Here is a 17209-nt window from a genome sequence, read left to right as displayed (position 1 = left end):
TACTGAGAGGTTTTAAACTAAATGAAAATAAATATTGAGGACATTGACAGCACCAGAAAAAAGATAAGGGTTTCCCTCTCTCCAGAACAGGTCGCAGAAAAAAGAAATTCCGTGTTCCGCGACGTTATGGGAGGAGTGAGCGTCAAGGGGTTTAGGAAGGGGAAGGTCCCCCGTCACGTGGTCGAGTCAATGTATGGAAAGGAAGTTGATCAGGAAACCGCATCTAACCTTGTTTCGGAAACCTTGTCCGAAGCCCTTGCGCAACGCTCGCTTCTGCCGGTGACGCGCCCCGACATTACGGAGATGGGTGAGGTAAAGACCGGAGAGGAGTTTGCTTATTCAGCTGAATTCGAGGTGATTCCCGATTTTGAACTTTCCGACTACACCTCAATTCCAGTTAAGAAAACCGTCCGCCGGGTGACCAAGGAGGATATAGACGCCGAGGTGCAGAAACTCAGGGAAAGGTCCGTACAGTCAAGGCTTGTCGAGGAGGACCGTCCCGCAAAGGAAGGCGATTATGTTTTTGTAGACTACAGCGGTGCGTTTGAGGACGGGGAGACCATAGACGATCTTAACAGGCAGAACGTAAGGTTCCTTCTGGGTGAAGAGCAGGCTGCCCCCGAGTTCGAAGAGAACCTGCTTGGGAAAAAAGCGGGCGAGGAGACGGAATTTTCGGTTTCCTACCCGGAAGACTTCCTGATACCCGAGGCCGCCGGGAAAACCGTCAGTTTCACCGTCAAGATAAATGAGATTCACGACAGGATTCTGCCCGAGGCGGATGATGGTTTCGCTAAGGATTTTGACGTTGAGGGCATCTCTGAACTGCGAGAGCTCATAAAGGAGCAGCTTGAGCACCTTCATGAAGACGAACAGCTCTCATCCATGAGGGAACAGATAGTCGACGACCTTCTCTCGAAAAACCAGTTCGACATTCCTCCGTCGCTGCTTGAAAAGGAGGAGGAGAGCCTTAAAGCGAGATTTCTCTCCGACATGCAGAGAGGCGGAGTCGCGGAGCCGGAGATCGGGGAGGACGTGGCGCCGAAATTCACCGAGAAGGCCGCAGAGAGCGTCAGGACATCCATAATTCTCGGTCGCATCGCTCAGAAGGAGAACGTGAGAGTTACCCGCAAACAGCTAAACGACCACATAGACCGCCTCGCCGCTTCATACAATCTTCCCCCGGATCAGGTACACAAGGCTTATGAGCAGCCGGGGACTATGGAGCATCTGGAATCCCAGATCAAAACCCGAGGAGTCTTGGATCTTCTACTGGAGCAGGCCCGGATTGAGGAAGTAGAGGGCGAAGCGGCGCAGATTGACAAGGAATAACACGCTTAGTTATAATCGGTTCAATGATAACCGATTTCATACCCTACGTTATTGAGCGTACGAGCAGGGGCGATCAGGGCTACGATATTTTCTCAAGGCTCCTTAAGGACAGGATCGTCTTTATAGGTTCCGACATAAATGACGCGGTAGCCAACGTCGTAATCGCCCAGCTCCTTTTTCTTGAATCCGAGAACCCCGAGACGCCTATTTACCTCTACATAAATTCTCCCGGAGGGCATGTTACTTCCGGTCTTGCCATCTACGACACGATACAGTACGTGAAGCCCGAAGTCTCTACCATATGCATCGGGCAGGCGGTCAGCATGGCTGCGGTTCTTCTGGCAAGCGGCGCGTCGGGCAAAAGGTACGCGCTGCCTCACTCGAGGGTGATGATTCACCAGGTGCTCGGAGGTGTTTCCGGGCAGGCAAGCGACATAGAGATACACGCAAAGGAGATCGTCAGGGTGAAAGAGCAGCTCAACTCCATACTTGAAAAGCACACCGGGCAGACTCTTGAGAGGATAGCGAACGATACGGACAGAGACTTTTTCATGACCGCTCAGGATTCTATTGAGTACGGTATAGTGGATGCCATAATTACCGAAAGGGAGGAGGCAACCGGATGAGTCCCAGAAAAAGCAAAGAAGAAACGAAGCACTACTGTTCTTTCTGCGGGAAGAATCAGGAAGAGATCAACAAGCTCATAGCGGGCCACGGCGTCTATATCTGTGATGAGTGCATAGACCTCTGCAACCAGATCATAGCGGAAGAGAGGACCAAGGACAGCGCTTTTCCAAAACCGAAGAAATCCTTTCCGACCCCACAGGAGATGAAGTCCTTTCTTGACGGATACATAATAGGTCAGGAAAACGCCAAGAAGGTACTTTCCGTCGCCGTCTACAATCACTACAAGCGGATGCAGTTTAACGAATCCGGCAGGAGAAGAAGCGACAAAGTGGAAGTGGAGAAAAGCAACATACTTCTCATAGGCCCCACGGGTTCAGGAAAAACCCTGCTTGCGCAGACGCTGGCCAAGATTCTCGACGTTCCATTCACCATAGTGGATGCTACCTGCTATACGGAAGCTGGCTATGTGGGCGAGGACGTGGAAAACATGATAGTGAGTCTCCTTCAGGCGGCAAACTACGATGTCGAAAAAGCTTCCCGTGGAGGCATTATCTATATAGACGAGATAGACAAGCTCACGCGCAAATCGAGCGACAGTCCCTCGATCACGAGGGATGTCTCGGGAGAGGGCGTGCAGCAGGCGTTGCTCAAGATAATGGAAGGGACTCTTGCCAACGTTCCTCCCAAGGGGGGGAGGAAGCATCCCCAGCAGGAATTTACTCAAGTGGACACCACGAACATCCTTTTCATATGCGGTGGCGCTTTCTGCGGTCTTGAGGATATTATCCGCGCGAGAATCGGGGAGAAGTCCATCGGCTTCGGGGCTAAATTGTCAGACAGGTCCGCGGAGGACGAGAGCAATCTTCTCAACAAGGTCCAGCCTGAGGATCTTGTTCAGTTCGGACTGATTCCCGAATTCGTCGGCAGGGTCCCGATTATCGCCAGCCTGAGCGAACTTACCGAAGAACAGCTGGTCGAAATTCTGACCAAGCCCAAAAACGCCATTGTGAAGCAGTTTGAGAGGATGATGGAAATCGAGAAGGTGCAGTTGGAGGTAACCGAAGACGCGAGAAAGGCCATCGCCGGGGAGGCCGTCCTGAGAAAGACCGGGGCCAGGGGGCTTCGGGCCATCATAGAAGCGATTATGCTTGAGGTTTTCTATGAAGTGCCTTCGCTTGAGGGAGTGACGCGCTGCGTCATTGACGAAAGCGTTATAGCCGGGCGCAGCGATCCCAAGTTTTATTTTGAGAAATCGGATGAGGAAGCGGAGAAGCTGCTGGGAACATAGAGGGTTTTTTGCGGGCGGGGATTCCGCTGCACCCGTGCCCCGGGGGATCCCTTCTGAAACCGTTAATCCCGAAACCGATGATTGACAGGGAACTGCTTGAAATTCTCGTGTGTCCTGAGACCGGAGAACCTCTTGAAGAGGCCGGTCGGGAGATAATTGCGCGGCTTAACGAACTTGTTGAACTCGGAACTCTTGTTGACAGGTCGGGAGAGCCGGTCTCCGAGAAGATCGAAGGTGGTCTTCTCTGCCGCGGCGGAGAACATCTTTACCCAGTAAGGGAAAATATACCGATCCTGCTGATCGAAAGCTCTATCCGTGTAGCTTAACAATCCCTTGACAGTAATCAGAATTCCTTGTCGAATATGGAGAAGCTGTGTCTTGTATTTAAACTTCCTGCCGAATTGAAAGGAGACTGTGATGAAGATCTTGACGAAGAAAGATTTTGCGAGGAAACTGGAAAGCGGAGCGGCGCTTCTTGCGTGTGTGCTGGCTTTGCTGTTTTTCTTCTCCGCAACCCAACCCGCAACCGCCCATGGGGACGGTGACCACGGCGATACAATGGGCGTAACCGCCGGTGACGTTGACCCTGCGAATGAAGGCAGCGTGAAGGACTTTGTGCTGCATATAAAAGCACACTTGGACGAAGTTCCCACGGGAAGTATAGCTGCGTTTGTTGAATTCAAAAACCGGGCATCGATAGATGGGGGAGATTGGAGAAGCGACGCCACATATGTAATCCGGTTACGGAAAGATGGTACGCTGATTCATCAGCCATACCATCCTCTCGCGGAAAACGGGTCTTTGTATGATTTCGAGGACGACGAGGGAACACGGGTTGTGGAACGACTCATCAGGCTTGCAGGCGAAAACGAGGATGGGGGCTGTCTGAACTATGTCTTGAACGGAAGTCAAAGGGTTAGCTGTGCTGTCGAATTTCTCCATCCGGTTTTCCGTGAAGAAACTCTTAAGCTTACAGAGATCCTGATCGGTGGACTTCATCACGATTTTGAAGATGTATCTTTTGCCAAGGCGACATGCCCCTACTATGTTCCCCGGATAACCGCTGCTGAAGTGGTGGACGAAGAGACTCTGAAGCAGTTTGTACAAGAGTTTATTGATTATTATATAGAGCAGAGAAAGCGACTTGGCGGTGCCCGCGTGATCGGACTCCGACATTGCTGGAGGGCATTGCCGTGGAAACATGGCTCCATCTATATGTTCTTTATGCCCGAAAATCGAATTGTAGGCTTTAACGGAAATACCCCGGAACTTGAAAATAAAACTCTTAATGTCACGGATGAGAACGGGGTAAACGTGGGAGACCTGATTGTTGAAGAGGTGAACGACCCCGATAGCGATGGCTTTGTTGAGTATCTGTGGGATGATCCGACGACACCTGATGACGATGTCGATCTGGAGAACTGCCCGGATGGCCCTCAGACCTGTGCTCCCGGCACTTCACTCAAGAGGAGCTATGTTCAGAAAGTGCCTTTGCAGCTTACTGCGACAAATACAATTCATTTAATCTTCGGTTCCGGTATTTACCTTGAAGATGATGACGGGGGATGTGCGATTGCGGGCGCTGGGAATACGTCTCGCGGCACCGTATTCAACTTCTTGATGATAGTTTCCTTGCTGTTTTCAGCGGTTTTGTGGAAAAACCGGCCGCCGGGAAAACGGACAAAAAAAGGATCAATCATGAGAAAAAGGGTGACAATCTTGTTTGTCTTTGCTTTAACGCTGGTGGTTTTCTTATCCGCTCCACAGCCCGCAGTTGCTCATGGAAATGGTGACCATGGCAACATAACCGGTTTAACCGCTGGTGACATTACCGAAGCAGACGAACCTGGAATGAAGAATTTCATCCTGCATGCAAAAGCTCACTGGGAGGCCATCAGTGAACCGAACGACAACATAGAATTCGAGAAGAGCATAACAGAGGAAGGGGACTGGAAGAACGGCACCATATATCTGATGGTGATAGATGAAGAAGGCACAATCTTTATTCATGCAGATGACCCTGAAGCACAGAACGGGACACTGGTTCATTATTCAGGCGAAGGCGAGGCACGAACGGGCGGCCTTCACCCGGAAGTAACCAGCCTCATTGAAGCTTCAGGAATGGAAGCAGGCGGCTGTGTTCCGTACGGCCCGGAAGAAGGCGATGAGCATGAAGAGGGTGAGCGCGGTACGGAAAGGATAGCATGTGCCGTCAAGTTCGAACACCCAATCTGGAAGACCAAGCTTATCCTTATCGCCGGCTATCATCATGATCATGAAGGGGATGATGATAGTGAAGTGAGCTTTGATGAGATAAATTGTCCATTCTTCACAAAGCCAATTGATGAAAAACCCTTTATCACTCAGGGAAGAACTGCTAATGAGGTTGCAGACAGCGACACGCTTAAAGAGTTTGTGGAGAATTTCAGGGACCACTTTGCCGAGCAGGTGGAAGAAAACAGTCAAAGTCCCGCCCAGTTAGCCAGGATCCGCAATTGCTGGAGGATATCGCCCTGGAGGCACAAGGGTATCTACGTGTTTATCATGACCGAGGGGAATCTGGTGTTCTTTAACGGGAATGGGCCTCATCTTGAGAACCGAAGTTTTGATGTCAGGGACGATAATGAGTGCGATGTTGGCAATGAGGCAATCAGGGTGGCAAATGGCCAGGACAGGCAATGTAAGGAACTGGGCCTGCTGCCGGAGGACTCCGGGGGGTTTGTCGAATACCTGTGGGATGATCCGACGGATGATATACCCCCAAGGACCGAAGAAGGCAGAGCCCCTGGTGATGTACCCAAGTTAAGCTATGTTGTAACCTATAGTCATCCCGACTTTCTGGGAGGCGAGGAACTTATAATAGGTTCCGGTCTTCATCCGGGAGTTAGCGGTGACGACGGGTGTGCGATTGCCGGGGCTCGTGGTACTGCCAAAGGTACTTTGTTTAGCCTGTTTTTCATAGCCTCCGTACTGTTTTCGGCAGTATTCTGGAAAGGTCTCTTAAAAGGCCGAAGTTAACCAAGATCCCGTGACACGTCGCGCCTCGGGTCTGTTGGAGGAACCGGATCTCCGGCCTGGGCGAATCCGTGTAGTCCTCTGATGACTTGGATTTTTCGTGCGGGATCATGTTATAATTTTTGCTTGACAGAAAGGAGGGCATCGAAATGATTAAAAGAAAATTCCAGTCTGCAGTGAAGAGGCTTTTATGCATGTCTCTCGCATGCTTGTTCCTGGCGTCGCTCGGTGGCGGCGACGCATCCGCACAGGGCGATGACACTGCCGCGCAGAGTGTGTTCGGGGTAAGCGGCGTACTTCTCAAAAAAATCACGGTCACCGCCCGAAAACGGGAGGAACTGATTCAGAACGTCCCCCTGTCGATTACCCATTTCAGTTCGGAACAGATTGAAACCCTTAAGGTAAACGACCTTGAAAGTCTCGCGGTGCTCATGCCCAACGTGGCCCTTGACGATGGCATCTCGGGAATGTCGCTAGCCAACTTTTCCATCCGCGGCGTGGGAATAAACGACACCATAGCGTCTATTGATCCGACCGTGGGAGTGTTTGTCGACGGCGTGTATATGGGGCAGATAAGCATTGTTTTGTTTGACACCTTCGATGTTGAAAGCATAGAGGTGCTGAGGGGACCGCAGGGAACGCTTTTCGGGCGGAATGTCACGGGGGGAGCCGTACTGATTAACACTAAGAAACCGGGAGACGTTTTTGAGGTATCGGCCCGCGCTTCGTTTGAAGGAGGGGGCGAGAGCCTTAACAGCTATTACATGACCACAGTCGGAGGCCCGATCAGCGAGACATTAAGAGTGAAGGTAAGCGCGTACACGAATCAGGATAACGGCTGGTTCAAGAACCTCCACACGGGCGAGGCTTTCGGAGAGAACGACATACGGATGGTACGACCGATGATTGCGTGGAGCCCGACGGATGACGTGAGCCTTGTTCTGCGCTACCAGTACGAAAAAACGAGGAACGACGGCACCGCGTCGCAGAACCAGCGTGACTTCGATCTTAACAGTCATGATTTCAGCATTGACGAAGAAGGCTTCAGGAGGCATGAACATCACTTCTTCACCGCTCAGCTTGACTGGGATGTGGATTTCGGAGACGGCACCGTGACCAATATATTCGGTTTTTTCGATTCGGAAGGTAGCGCTCAGGTTGATATCGACTCTACCCCGAAAAACATTCTCCACATACGCGGATGGACCCCATACCGCCAGTGGAGCAACGAACTGCGCTATGCGGGCAGATTCTTTGAAAGTCTCCACGCGACGACCGGTCTTTACTACTTTACAAACGAGATAAACTACCATGACAGCCGTTATATACTGGGAGGAGCTGTAACCCAGAATCTGGGAGGAAATTATTTTGTCGATACTTTGGGCGTGTTTCTCTCGCTTGATTACGATCTTACGGACCGGGTAACGCTTATCTCGGGCACCCGTTACAGCCATGAAAAGAGAAAGGCGGAGACCGTTTCCGCTACCCCGGTGCCATGCAACGTTGCGGTCGGACCGGCATGCGAGTTTGATTTCACCGACGAGGAAACTTGGAACAGCTGGTCGCCCAAGCTCGGCGCTGTCTACTATATAGGTGGCGGACCGGAAGTTGAAGCGAGTGTCTACGGACACTGGACCAGAGCATTCCGTTCAGGAGGCTATAATCTGCGAAACAGTTACCCCCCAGATCAGGAGCTCCCGGGGCCGTACGATGAGGAGAAAATCGATACCTTCGAGGCGGGATTCAAGATATCGACAAACATAGGTATTCTCAACGGCGCGGTTTTCTATAACATGATCGATGATGTGCAGCGGATAATAACTCTTCCCAGATCGGCCAGCGTTTTCGCACAGGAGATTCGCAACACTGCTGACGTGGAAGCCTTCGGCTTTGAACTTGACGGGCTGGTTGCGGTTACCGACAGGCTTTTTCTTCTGGGTTCAGTCGGATACGTGGATCCCGAGTACACCAAAATAAAATATGACCTTAATGTGGATCGCGTTCTTGACGAAAAAGACCTGGCTTTAGAGCTTCCCCGGGCCGCGAAGCTGACTTGGAGCGTCGGCGCTACCCATGACGCCGGACTTGCGGACTGGGGGAAGATGACTTCAAGGATAAGCTATTCATATCGTGGCAAAACATATCTCACGGATAACAATATGGGATATACTCCCGAGCAGAACATTGTTGACGCCGGAATTGACATCACCCCGATGAGCGACAGATTTTCAGTCGGATTCTATGGAAAGAACCTTCTTAACGAGGTCAAGCACGGAAGCTATCAAGCGCTTGACAATCCTCTCTTTCAACAATTGGGAGGTTCATTCACGTCGCTTTTCAGGGGCAGGACCTTCGGCGTGCAGCTGACCTATCGGTATATGTGACGGAAAAAAGGCAGGTACATGTACCGGTGTGTGCCATATTCCTGATTATGGTGGACCTGCGTGTGCACGGGCGCGTTGCGGTCCGGCATCTGCTACTCAAAGTAAAGCCGATGCTCGACCGGGTAGATTTCCCCTGCCTGCCGGCAGATAGCTGACACCAGGCCGGAATTTCTCCGCGTTCGTCCCGCTGCGTACTGGAACCCCGGGCCGGAAGCGTGCTCGTCACAGGCCAGGCACGGGTTCAGGTTCCCCCGCTCGTCTGCATGCGCGTCGTTCATCTTGTTTGTCAGCACGTTCCAGAACCCGTAGTGCTCAACGCAGGTCTTCATGCACCGGCGCTTGGTGTGCAGTACGTTGTATGTCCAGGTCTCTGCGCACATTTCCGCAAAGCCGACTTTTTCCATGAAACACTTCTTGATGCCGTCTGCCGTAAGCTTCCTCCCGCATGTTCTCGCCGGTTTCGTCAGATCCGGTTTCGCCAGGTAGACCGCGAGATCCCGCAGGGAGGAGCATGTTCCGCAGTGGTAGCGGTGTGTGACGACATGGCCTTCCGCAAGCGCGCTTTTCTGGTCGGGAAACGTGCGCAGCCGGTAGTCTGTGCGGTCTGTGTCCACGAACCGGACGGCACACACCTCGGTATTCGAGCCCAGTGACGAGTGCCACCGCAGCACTGGCTCCTGACCGTAGAACAGAAACGTCGCCTTGGTCTCGTCGAGCTCGTAGCTCCTCGCGTTTGCGGGCAGGGAGTAGCGCAGTTCCGCAATGTCGGAGTAGGATTCACGGTACCGGGGATCGAACGGACTGGACGTCACAAAGCCGCCAGCGCCTCTTGAGGGTGAAGCATCGGCTTGTCCGGTTTCTGTGTCGCCGCTCTCGAGACTTAGCCGGTCGTATATCTCGTTACCGTTTAGAAGGTTTGTATTCCGAAGGCGTTTGGCCAGCGCGCCAGCTCCTGATAGTCTGGGCGCACGGTTGTCGGCGCAGACAGGGTCATCCCGGGAAGCTTGCTGGTCTGAGGATGGAGAAAGCGGCAGGAACCACGCGATCAGCAGCAGCACGGCCCCGAAGCCGGCGTACTTTCCCGCACTCAGAAAGAATCTCCTTGGTTTTTCTCTCAGGTTCTTGAGCCTTTTCATTTTCTCCGAAACAGGCCGGAAACAGCCTGCGGCAGCGCATCTCCATCCGAGCGGAAAGGAGAGCAGGCACGGGGCAGTTCAGTCTTCTGCGAGAAAATCAAGCACGGCCTTGTCCGCCTCTGCCTGGCACTCTCTCCAGAATCCGTGGCCGACGTCCGCAAACGCCCTCTCAACCGCGTTCGGTATAAGTTCAACGAGCTTTTTCGATCTCTCGGGAGGCGTGACTATGTCCCGCTCCCCGTACATAACCAGGGTTTCCGCGGAGATCTTACCGAGTCGGGCCAGTACGTCGTGGTTCTCGCACGCGTAGCTCTGGTTTCTGTATCCGGCGGCGGCCTCGGGGTCAGCGGGAACTTCCCGGATTCTGCTTATCAGGGAGTCGTAGTTCTCTTCTATGTATTTCCTTCTGTATCCGAGAAAAAGCGCAAAGACCCACCCCGCCCCGGGTCCCGCCTTGTCCACTATGTCCCTCGCGGTTCTGATGAGCAGATTTCCGACCTCGTCCCTGTGCGCGGAGGAGCATCCCATAACGAGCCTGTTTACCCTCTCGGGGTATTTTATGCCCAGCCACTGGCATATCATTCCGCCCATTGATTTTCCGACGAAGTGGGCTTTCTCTATCCCGAGAAAGTCGAGGAGCCCCGCGGCGTCATCCGCCATCTGCTCCATTGTGTAGGGATAATCGGGTTTCTCGGAGCGGCCCGAGCCCCTGTTATCAAACGCTATCACGCGGAAATGTTCCGAGTAGATGGGAACCTGCACATCCCAGCTCTCAAGACTGCTCCCGAGACCGTGGATGAGCACGAGCGGATTCCCCTTTCCGTACTCTTTGTAATAAAGATTTATTCCGTTTGTCTCTGCGTATGGCATGTCATGTCTCTCCCGAGCCCTGATCCCTGCTCAGAAGATACTCTTGCAGTATTACTGTGGCGGCCATCTTGTCTATTACCGTTTTTCGCTTCTTTCTTCCCATGCCTGCTTCTATCAGTGTCTGCTCCGCGGTCCTGGTGGAGAAGCTCTCGTCCCAGTATTTCACCGAAAGGCCCAGAGAATCCCGAATGCGTTCGGAGAATTTCCTGATGCCCTTCGCCCTGTTCCCGAGAGAACCGTCCTGGTTGCAGGGTATCCCCACGAGGATTTCGCTAGGAGAATATTGCTCTATTATATCCCGCAACTGCGCGAGGTCTTTTTTCTCGTTTTCCCGACTTATGGTACAGACGCCGTTTGCCGTGATCCCAAGCTCGTCGCTTACGGCAACCCCTATCGTCTTGGTTCCTATGTCGAGCGAGACTGTTCTCCCCGGAGTTCTGTCTTGCTTTTCAGCCTGTGTTTTCATCGGGCTCCAGTTTCTCTATGACTGCCGCTCCTATGCTGTCTCCCCATACGTTTATGGTAGTGCGGAACCTGTCCAGAAACCAGTCAATCGCGAGTATTATGCCTACGCCCTCTATGGGGAGCCCGACGGCCTGCAGCACAAGCACCATGGTTACGAGACCGGCTTCCGGTATGCCCGCGGCTCCTATGGCCGCCAGGGTGGCGGTGAGAAACACCACGACGAGTTCGCCTCCCCCGAGGTGTATTCCGTAGCTCTGGGCGATGAATATTACGGCGACGGACTCGTAAAGAGCCGTTCCGTCCATGTTGACTGTGGCTCCGAGGGGCAGAACGAATTTCGAGATTTTCGGCGAAACCCTGGCGTTCTCCGTTACGTTGGTGATGGTAAGGGGCAGGGTGGCTGAGGACGAGGCGGTTGAAAAGGCCGTGAGAAGCGTTTCGCTCAGGTTCTTGAAGTAAGTAACCGGGTTCCTCCCGGATAGTGCCCGCAGAAGCAGCGGGAGAACCACGAACCCGTGGATAAGCAGTCCCAGAAGAACGCAGAACACGTACTTACCCAGCTGCGTTGCGAGTCTCAGCACTTCATCCCCGCCGCCCGCTTCTCCGATTTTTCCGGCTATGAGGCCGAAGATGCCTATCGGAGTCAACGCGATTATCCAGTGGACTACCTTCATGATGGCTTTGTCCATGGATTCAAACAGGTCCAGAACCAACTGCTTTTCCCTGTTCAGTCTGCCGAACGCTATTCCGAAAAGAAGAGACGCGATTATGATTGGAAGGATCTGGAATTCGTATGCGGACTTGAAAAGATTCGGAGTCGATATCTGCCGCAGGATGTCGGTTACCCTGAATCCCTCCTTGCTTTTTACTACCTCGGGCATCGTTCCCTTGAGTATCTCGCTTCCGTCTCCGGGCTGCACCATCGTGACCACCGCTATTCCGATTGAAACGGCTATCGCCGTGGTTACCGTATAGTAGGCGATGGTTTTAAGCCCGAGAGAACCCAGGTTGCCGACTTTCATTATGCTCAGCGTAATCGACACTATTATGAGGGGGAGCACAACCATCTTGAGGGCGTTTAGGAAGAGCTCTCCGATAATCTGGGTTCCCGCGCCGAATTCAGGGAAAAACGAACCCACGGCGCCGCCCAGCAGAACGCCCGCGATTATTCCCAGAACCAGTCTGTTTTTTGATATGAAGGATCCCATGGATGTTGACTCTTTTTCTTCCTAAGTTAGGTTAACTAATCATACAGGTTTTTCTTGTAAAGACTGCCCGGAGTGAAGATGAATTTCCTGCAAAGAAAGTATCGCACCCTGTTTCTTCTGTTGTTCTTGATTGTTTTTTCTTCAGGTTGTGCGGTTGTGGCTGGTAGCGTGATGGGCGGAAGTGCCGCCGCTTACCTCAAAGGGGTTCTTAAAAGCAAGGAGACCGCCTCGTTTGACAGGGTCTGGTTCGCGGTTGTGGAGGTCGTGGAACAGCAGGAACTTGAGGTAATCAGAAAAGAGAGCGATATGGGCAAGGCGCTTGTCGAAGCCAAGCTTCGCGACCAGGACAAGATTGCCTATGTGACTGTCAAGTACGACAGGCCCGAGATAACCGATCTGATTATCCGCGTCGGCGTCTGGGGAAATGAGGAAGAATCAAGGCGCATACTCAAGCTTATTCACGAAAAACTCTATTGAACAGCGGAAGCAACTGCCCTGACATCCCGCCTAAGGGAAGGGTCTGAGGCCTGATGGTGTGCGATCATGAAAGAAGATTCCCGGATCAATTATATCGAGTTGCCCGCCGAAGACTTCACCAAGGCCAAGGCGTTTTACGGTGACGTGTTCAGCTGGACCTTCCAGGACTACGGCGACCGCTACTGCGCCTTTAATGACGGCAGCATGGACGGCGGTTTCTACCGCTCCCCGCTGCGGTCAGACAGCAGCCGGGGCGCTGCCTTGGTGGTGCTTTACGCAGAAGATCTGGAAGCCACACTCAAGCGCGTCACCGCCGCCGGGGGCGAACTCCGCAGGCCGATATTTTCCTTCCCCGGAGGACGGCGGTTTCATTTTCTGGATCCCAGCGGCAATGAACTTGCGGTCTGGAGCGACCGGTAGGAAGCGCCGATGACCCGTGAAAATGCAGCCATCGGGTCGGCGGTACAGTTTTAACTGCTGGCCGTAAGCGCCGTCAGTTTTTCCCGGGATTTTCGTAAAGTTCCATCTCAATATCAAGTTCCGTTCTGATTCCCGCTTCGTTAAGTTTTGCGTTTGCCTCCCCTATCGTTCTGCATCCGCAGACCGCTTGCGCGGGTCCTGAAACCTTTTCGTAAACCACCCGGGGATCTACGTAGAAAGTCACTGTGGAACTTATATCGAGTTCGACTTTTCTTCTGCCGCCTCTTATTGAAGTGGGGCTGAAAGCTCCTCTTGCGTATTCAACTGGCCCTCTGCTCGCCTCGGTGGGTATTACGCTTATCGCCTTTTCCATTAATTCCAGTGTGTTTGCGGATATGCCCCAGCTGCCGAGAATTCCGTTGTTCCGCGCTATGATGCCGAATGACCTCTCAAGCTCTTCCTTGGAGAGCTCTCCGTCGCTTCCGAAGCCGAATACTCCCATTACGGTGGGCATCCGGAAGCTCTGTCTGTAAAGCGCCGCGGTCATTACGGCGTCGGCAAGCGGACTCATGAGTCCCTTTTCGTCTCCGAACCCGAGCACGTCTCCGCCGACGTCTATTCCCACCACCAGATCCGCGCCGAGTTTTTCGGCGGCGTCCGTTATTCCCTCAAAAACCTTCTCCGGACCGTAACTTATATCGACAAGAAGAGTTTCCTCTCCCAGAACTTCGGCCATGCCTGCTTCGGCAAACCTTGCTCCGCCTCGGGTCGTGGAATCTTTGTTGCATTTCCAGACCACGTCATTTATCTCGCGCACGTTGCGCGATTCTTCAAGTTTTCTTGGCCCCGGATCGGGGTCTATTGTGAAACGCTCCCAGCTGAGTCCCCCCAGAACGCATTGCGTTCCGTTTATCTCGAGCAGGTTGGCCGTCGGAAGGGTTCCGACTATATCTCCTCCCCCTCCTATTCCGAGCAGAATAGCTTTTTTCGAATTTTTAAGGATTTTCTCAATCATGGTGACCAGCTGATCCAGGCGACACGGCGTCTTGGACTAAAAAGCAACTATAGCACTTGAGAAAGGTTACCAGAATATGCTTCCAGCATGAAACCGTTTTGTCTCTGTTGCAGTCATTCCTGTTCCTATTTTCTTCTCACACAACTTGCTTTTTCTGCAAGCCGGATTACAATAGCTCTGAGAAGTAGAATGTTCATACAATTCTTCCTACAGGGTTTTTTAAAGTTCTTGACATATTGAAGTCTTTTGTGGTAGTTTTATAAGGAAGGGTTTTGGAGCGGAAGAGTTTAATGTTCCATAAATGAAGTTATGGAACATTAAATCTGCTTTTTGGTCTTTCGATTTTTGATATTTCACTGCCCCTTAGAGACGGTCTCAATCCTGTTTATTCCCAAACATTTTGTTTTCAAAATAAAAAAATCCCCCGGCAGGTCTGAAGTTACGGAAGAACCTACCGAGGGATTTTACCCAAAGATAAAGCAGCTAGTTCGATGATGGATGATGTCTCTATGGAAACAATCCACTAGGAGCTTTTTCGTTTATGGGATTTAGTCGATTATTCAAGTCCGAACAGATGACAAAGACCTGCATAGGCTCCTGCGACTTCAGCAGCAGTGTCACCAAAGAAATTACCAGAACTTACAGTGGCAGTGATGTCGACTTCTTGATCACTTACATCCATACCGTCATAAAGACCTATAAAGGTTTTATCGTCAGATGGTGTAGGATCAGGAGTTACACCCTTATCCACTACAAGACATTTAACTTGACCGGGATGAGCATCAAGCCTCACACAGACCTTGTATTTAGTAGTTGTCTTTGTCGCGGGTGTACAGTTAGTACCGGCAGTACATGGCATACTGTTAACAAACTCTTGTGCTGCCGTTACTATCTTGACGGCCCGGAAATCTCCTACAATATCCGGAGGATCCGTTCCTTTGGTGCATTGGGAGTGAAGAAGCTGACGCTCAATGGCCTCATCCCCTCCAGTAGTTTCCAACTTCGCATAAACCTTACCCCCGACAATATCTTTTGTGGTGGTGGTTAGAATATCAAGAGAGAAAGCGGTTTTCTCCGTTGGCACCTTCTCTACTATAGATTTTTCTGTCCGGCTGGTTTTATAAAGATAAATTTGATTACCTGCTGGAGCAGGATCATCTAAGTTGATTCCACCTTTCTGCATAGCTACAATATTGCCGAAAATACTGTCAGCACACGTAGCACTAACACCATTATTTATGTCATTGGTCCTACTAAGATTACCCTGACCGGTAGCACTAATATCTGCCAAATCAGGTCCGGGGAGGTCTGCTTCGGTGCTCAGTATATCGCTACTGCAAGAAACTCCCTCAGCAACTCCCCAGCTTTCAAGAAAACTATAGGTTTCTACCGCTTCCGGTAGGTCACCTTCCGTTACTTCACCGGGATCACCCTTTTCCCCTTGCTCACCCTGTGGCCCCTGAGCTCCATCATCACCGGTGCAGGACACACCAAAAACTCCTACTGTCATGCATAACAATAGAATCATAAAAAGATTACGTAATCTCATGTGTAAATCCTCCTTAAATAAATTTCCTTTTGAACTCTTAAAAACACTTTCACGCTAATTTCGTTAATGAATTAAAGAGGGATACGGAAACCTGCTCAAAGATGCTAAGTCTTACTCCAATGAAAACATTTGGAATCGAACCGCCCTCCTTAATTCGATTAACTTCTGATTTTCAAAATCCCTCATATATGCCAGAAAAACTTTTCTTGATTCCGTTCCATAACTTCATTTATGGAACATAAAATTTCAGTTAAGGAACGGAAACAGCTAAAATTGTAAGCATTGCCGATATCCGTCTTCACATTTTGCTGCTACCGATGGACATGCTGTAGCTGGTAAAAGAGGCATAAGACTTCCTGCGCTTACGATTTTATGAGAAAGACAATAGAGGGCTGGAGACACTTAAAGGGAGTGCACTGCGGTTCCGCGGCACTCAGGGATATCTGTATCTACTACGGACAGGATTTTTCCGAGCAGATGTGTTTCGGGCTTGGAGCGGGGCTCGGTTTTTATTACTCCTGTGAGGACGGGATGAACCCGGGCAGGATTATACAGCCTCGCGGTCCTCTTATGGAGATTAACTTCCTCAGGAACTTCGGCCTTGACATAGCCGACTGGAAGTATGAGGATGACAACGAACGGGCCTCTGCTGAACTCAAGGAATTTATTCAGAGAGACATTCCGGTACTGATACAGGCCGATATACGCTACCTTGAGTATTTTGACTCCAGGACCCATTTCCCCGGACACGTAATTGCGGTATGCGGATACGATGATTCCGAATCCGTCTTTTACGTAGCGGACAACTCGTTTGAAGGGCTCCAGACTGTCTCTTTTGAGAATATGACAAAAGCGAGAAGCTCAAAAGCCAGGCCGTATCCTCTTTCAAACAACAGGGTTGAAGTGGAGTCCATGGAACGTGGCGCCGACCTTGAGGAGATGATTCTCGGTGCCGTAAGGAAAAACGCCGAGATGATGCTTGAAGGCCGAACCACACTGAGAGGAACTTCAGGCGTTGAGGTTATAAGGAAGTGGGCCGAGGATCTTCCCGGCTGGAGAGACCTTGCCGACTGGAAGTGGACCGCGAGGTTTACTTACCAGGTCATATGCAGAAGAGGGGTCTGCGGCGCCGCTTTCAGGTGGTTTTACAGGGATTTCCTGGAAGAGGTCTCCCCGGTGCTCTCCCCTTTTTACGGGGCGGGTCTTCCCGACGAGATGAACAGCATCGGTCAGAAGTGGTACGACATGGGAATGCTTTTCAAGGAGATAAGCGAGAGCGTTTCATGCGGAGAGGGATTCGAGCGGGCCTCGGAACTTGCTTTTGACGTATATGATCTTGAAAAGCGGTATTTTTGTTCCGTGCTTGAAAACTTCCCTGTCGTCGCTCCGGCGGGGGAAACAGAACGGAGCGAGTGAACATTGCACG

At 51.5% G+C, this 17209-nt stretch carries 15 protein-coding genes; 9 read left to right on the top strand and 6 right to left on the bottom strand.

From position 1 onward, the window contains the following. Positions 1–21 precede the first annotated feature (21 nt). From tig to OXG10_01315, 6 genes are all read left to right on the top strand, one after another. A complete protein-coding gene (gene tig, locus OXG10_01340; protein ID MCY3826014.1) occupies positions 22–1329 on the top strand; it encodes a trigger factor in 1308 nt (435 codons plus the stop codon). A 23-nt stretch (positions 1330–1352) separates the two neighbouring features. Then, complete coding sequence (gene clpP / locus OXG10_01335) at positions 1353–1955, top strand: ATP-dependent Clp endopeptidase proteolytic subunit ClpP (GenBank protein ID MCY3826013.1); 603 nt, start codon at positions 1353–1355, stop codon at positions 1953–1955. Continuing rightward, complete coding sequence (gene clpX / locus OXG10_01330; protein MCY3826012.1) at positions 1952–3244, top strand: ATP-dependent Clp protease ATP-binding subunit ClpX; 1293 nt, start codon at positions 1952–1954, stop codon at positions 3242–3244. Before clpP ends, clpX begins: the two co-directional genes overlap by 4 nt. 77 nt (positions 3245–3321) lie before the next feature. Then, the gene (locus tag OXG10_01325; protein MCY3826011.1) at positions 3322–3570 is read left to right on the top strand and encodes a hypothetical protein; all 249 of its coding nucleotides are present in this window, start codon (positions 3322–3324) and stop codon (positions 3568–3570) included. Between the two features lie 91 nt (positions 3571–3661). Beyond that, positions 3662–6262, top strand: a complete 2601-nt coding sequence (locus OXG10_01320; GenBank protein MCY3826010.1) for a hypothetical protein — start codon at positions 3662–3664, stop codon at positions 6260–6262. Positions 6263–6408: 146 nt separating this feature from the next. After that, entirely contained in the window at positions 6409–8643 is a 2235-nt protein-coding gene (locus OXG10_01315; protein ID MCY3826009.1) for a TonB-dependent receptor, read from the top strand. A gap of 92 nt (positions 8644–8735) precedes the next feature. Here the strand turns inward: OXG10_01315 and OXG10_01310 are convergent, their stop codons facing one another. From OXG10_01310 to OXG10_01295, 4 genes are all read right to left on the bottom strand, one after another. Continuing rightward, positions 8736–9779, bottom strand: a complete 1044-nt coding sequence (locus tag OXG10_01310) for a hypothetical protein (protein ID MCY3826008.1) — start codon at positions 9777–9779, stop codon at positions 8736–8738. A gap of 78 nt (positions 9780–9857) precedes the next feature. Next, positions 9858–10649, bottom strand: coding sequence for an alpha/beta fold hydrolase (locus tag OXG10_01305; GenBank protein ID MCY3826007.1), 792 nt, complete (start codon positions 10647–10649; stop codon positions 9858–9860). A 1-nt stretch (position 10650) separates the two neighbouring features. Next, entirely contained in the window at positions 10651–11115 is a 465-nt protein-coding gene (ruvX, locus tag OXG10_01300; GenBank protein MCY3826006.1) for a Holliday junction resolvase RuvX, read from the bottom strand. Next, the gene (locus tag OXG10_01295) at positions 11099–12322 is read right to left on the bottom strand and encodes a dicarboxylate/amino acid:cation symporter (protein MCY3826005.1); all 1224 of its coding nucleotides are present in this window, start codon (positions 12320–12322) and stop codon (positions 11099–11101) included. Before OXG10_01295 ends, ruvX begins: the two co-directional genes overlap by 17 nt. A gap of 78 nt (positions 12323–12400) precedes the next feature. On the opposite strand from OXG10_01295, the gene OXG10_01290 reads away from it, so the two are divergent. Together OXG10_01290 and OXG10_01285 are read left to right on the top strand one after the other, a co-directional pair. Next, on the top strand, positions 12401–12799 hold the full coding sequence (locus tag OXG10_01290) for a DUF3568 family protein (GenBank protein ID MCY3826004.1): 399 nt from the start codon (positions 12401–12403) through the stop codon (positions 12797–12799). 66 nt (positions 12800–12865) lie between these two features. Beyond that, entirely contained in the window at positions 12866–13219 is a 354-nt protein-coding gene (locus OXG10_01285) for a VOC family protein (protein ID MCY3826003.1), read from the top strand. 73 nt (positions 13220–13292) lie between these two features. Here the strand turns inward: OXG10_01285 and OXG10_01280 are convergent, their stop codons facing one another. Together OXG10_01280 and OXG10_01275 are read right to left on the bottom strand one after the other, a co-directional pair. Beyond that, the gene (locus OXG10_01280) at positions 13293–14234 is read right to left on the bottom strand and encodes a DUF1152 domain-containing protein (protein MCY3826002.1); all 942 of its coding nucleotides are present in this window, start codon (positions 14232–14234) and stop codon (positions 13293–13295) included. Positions 14235–14790: 556 nt separating this feature from the next. Further along, positions 14791–15783 carry a hypothetical protein gene (locus OXG10_01275; protein MCY3826001.1) on the bottom strand — a complete coding sequence of 331 codons (993 nt, stop codon included), beginning with the start codon at positions 15781–15783 and terminating at the stop codon, positions 14791–14793. 372 nt (positions 15784–16155) lie between these two features. Between OXG10_01275 and OXG10_01270 the strand changes: the two genes are divergently transcribed. Beyond that, entirely contained in the window at positions 16156–17199 is a 1044-nt protein-coding gene (locus OXG10_01270) for a BtrH N-terminal domain-containing protein (protein ID MCY3826000.1), read from the top strand. The last annotated feature ends 10 nt before the right edge of the window (positions 17200–17209 follow it).

It is taken from the genome of Candidatus Dadabacteria bacterium, assembly GCA_026706695.1.
In the GTDB taxonomy this organism is placed as follows: domain Bacteria; phylum Desulfobacterota_D; class UBA1144; order Nemesobacterales; family Nemesobacteraceae; genus Nemesobacter.
Note: the sequence above shows the minus strand (reverse complement) of the source record. Positions and strands in the feature narration are given on the sequence as shown.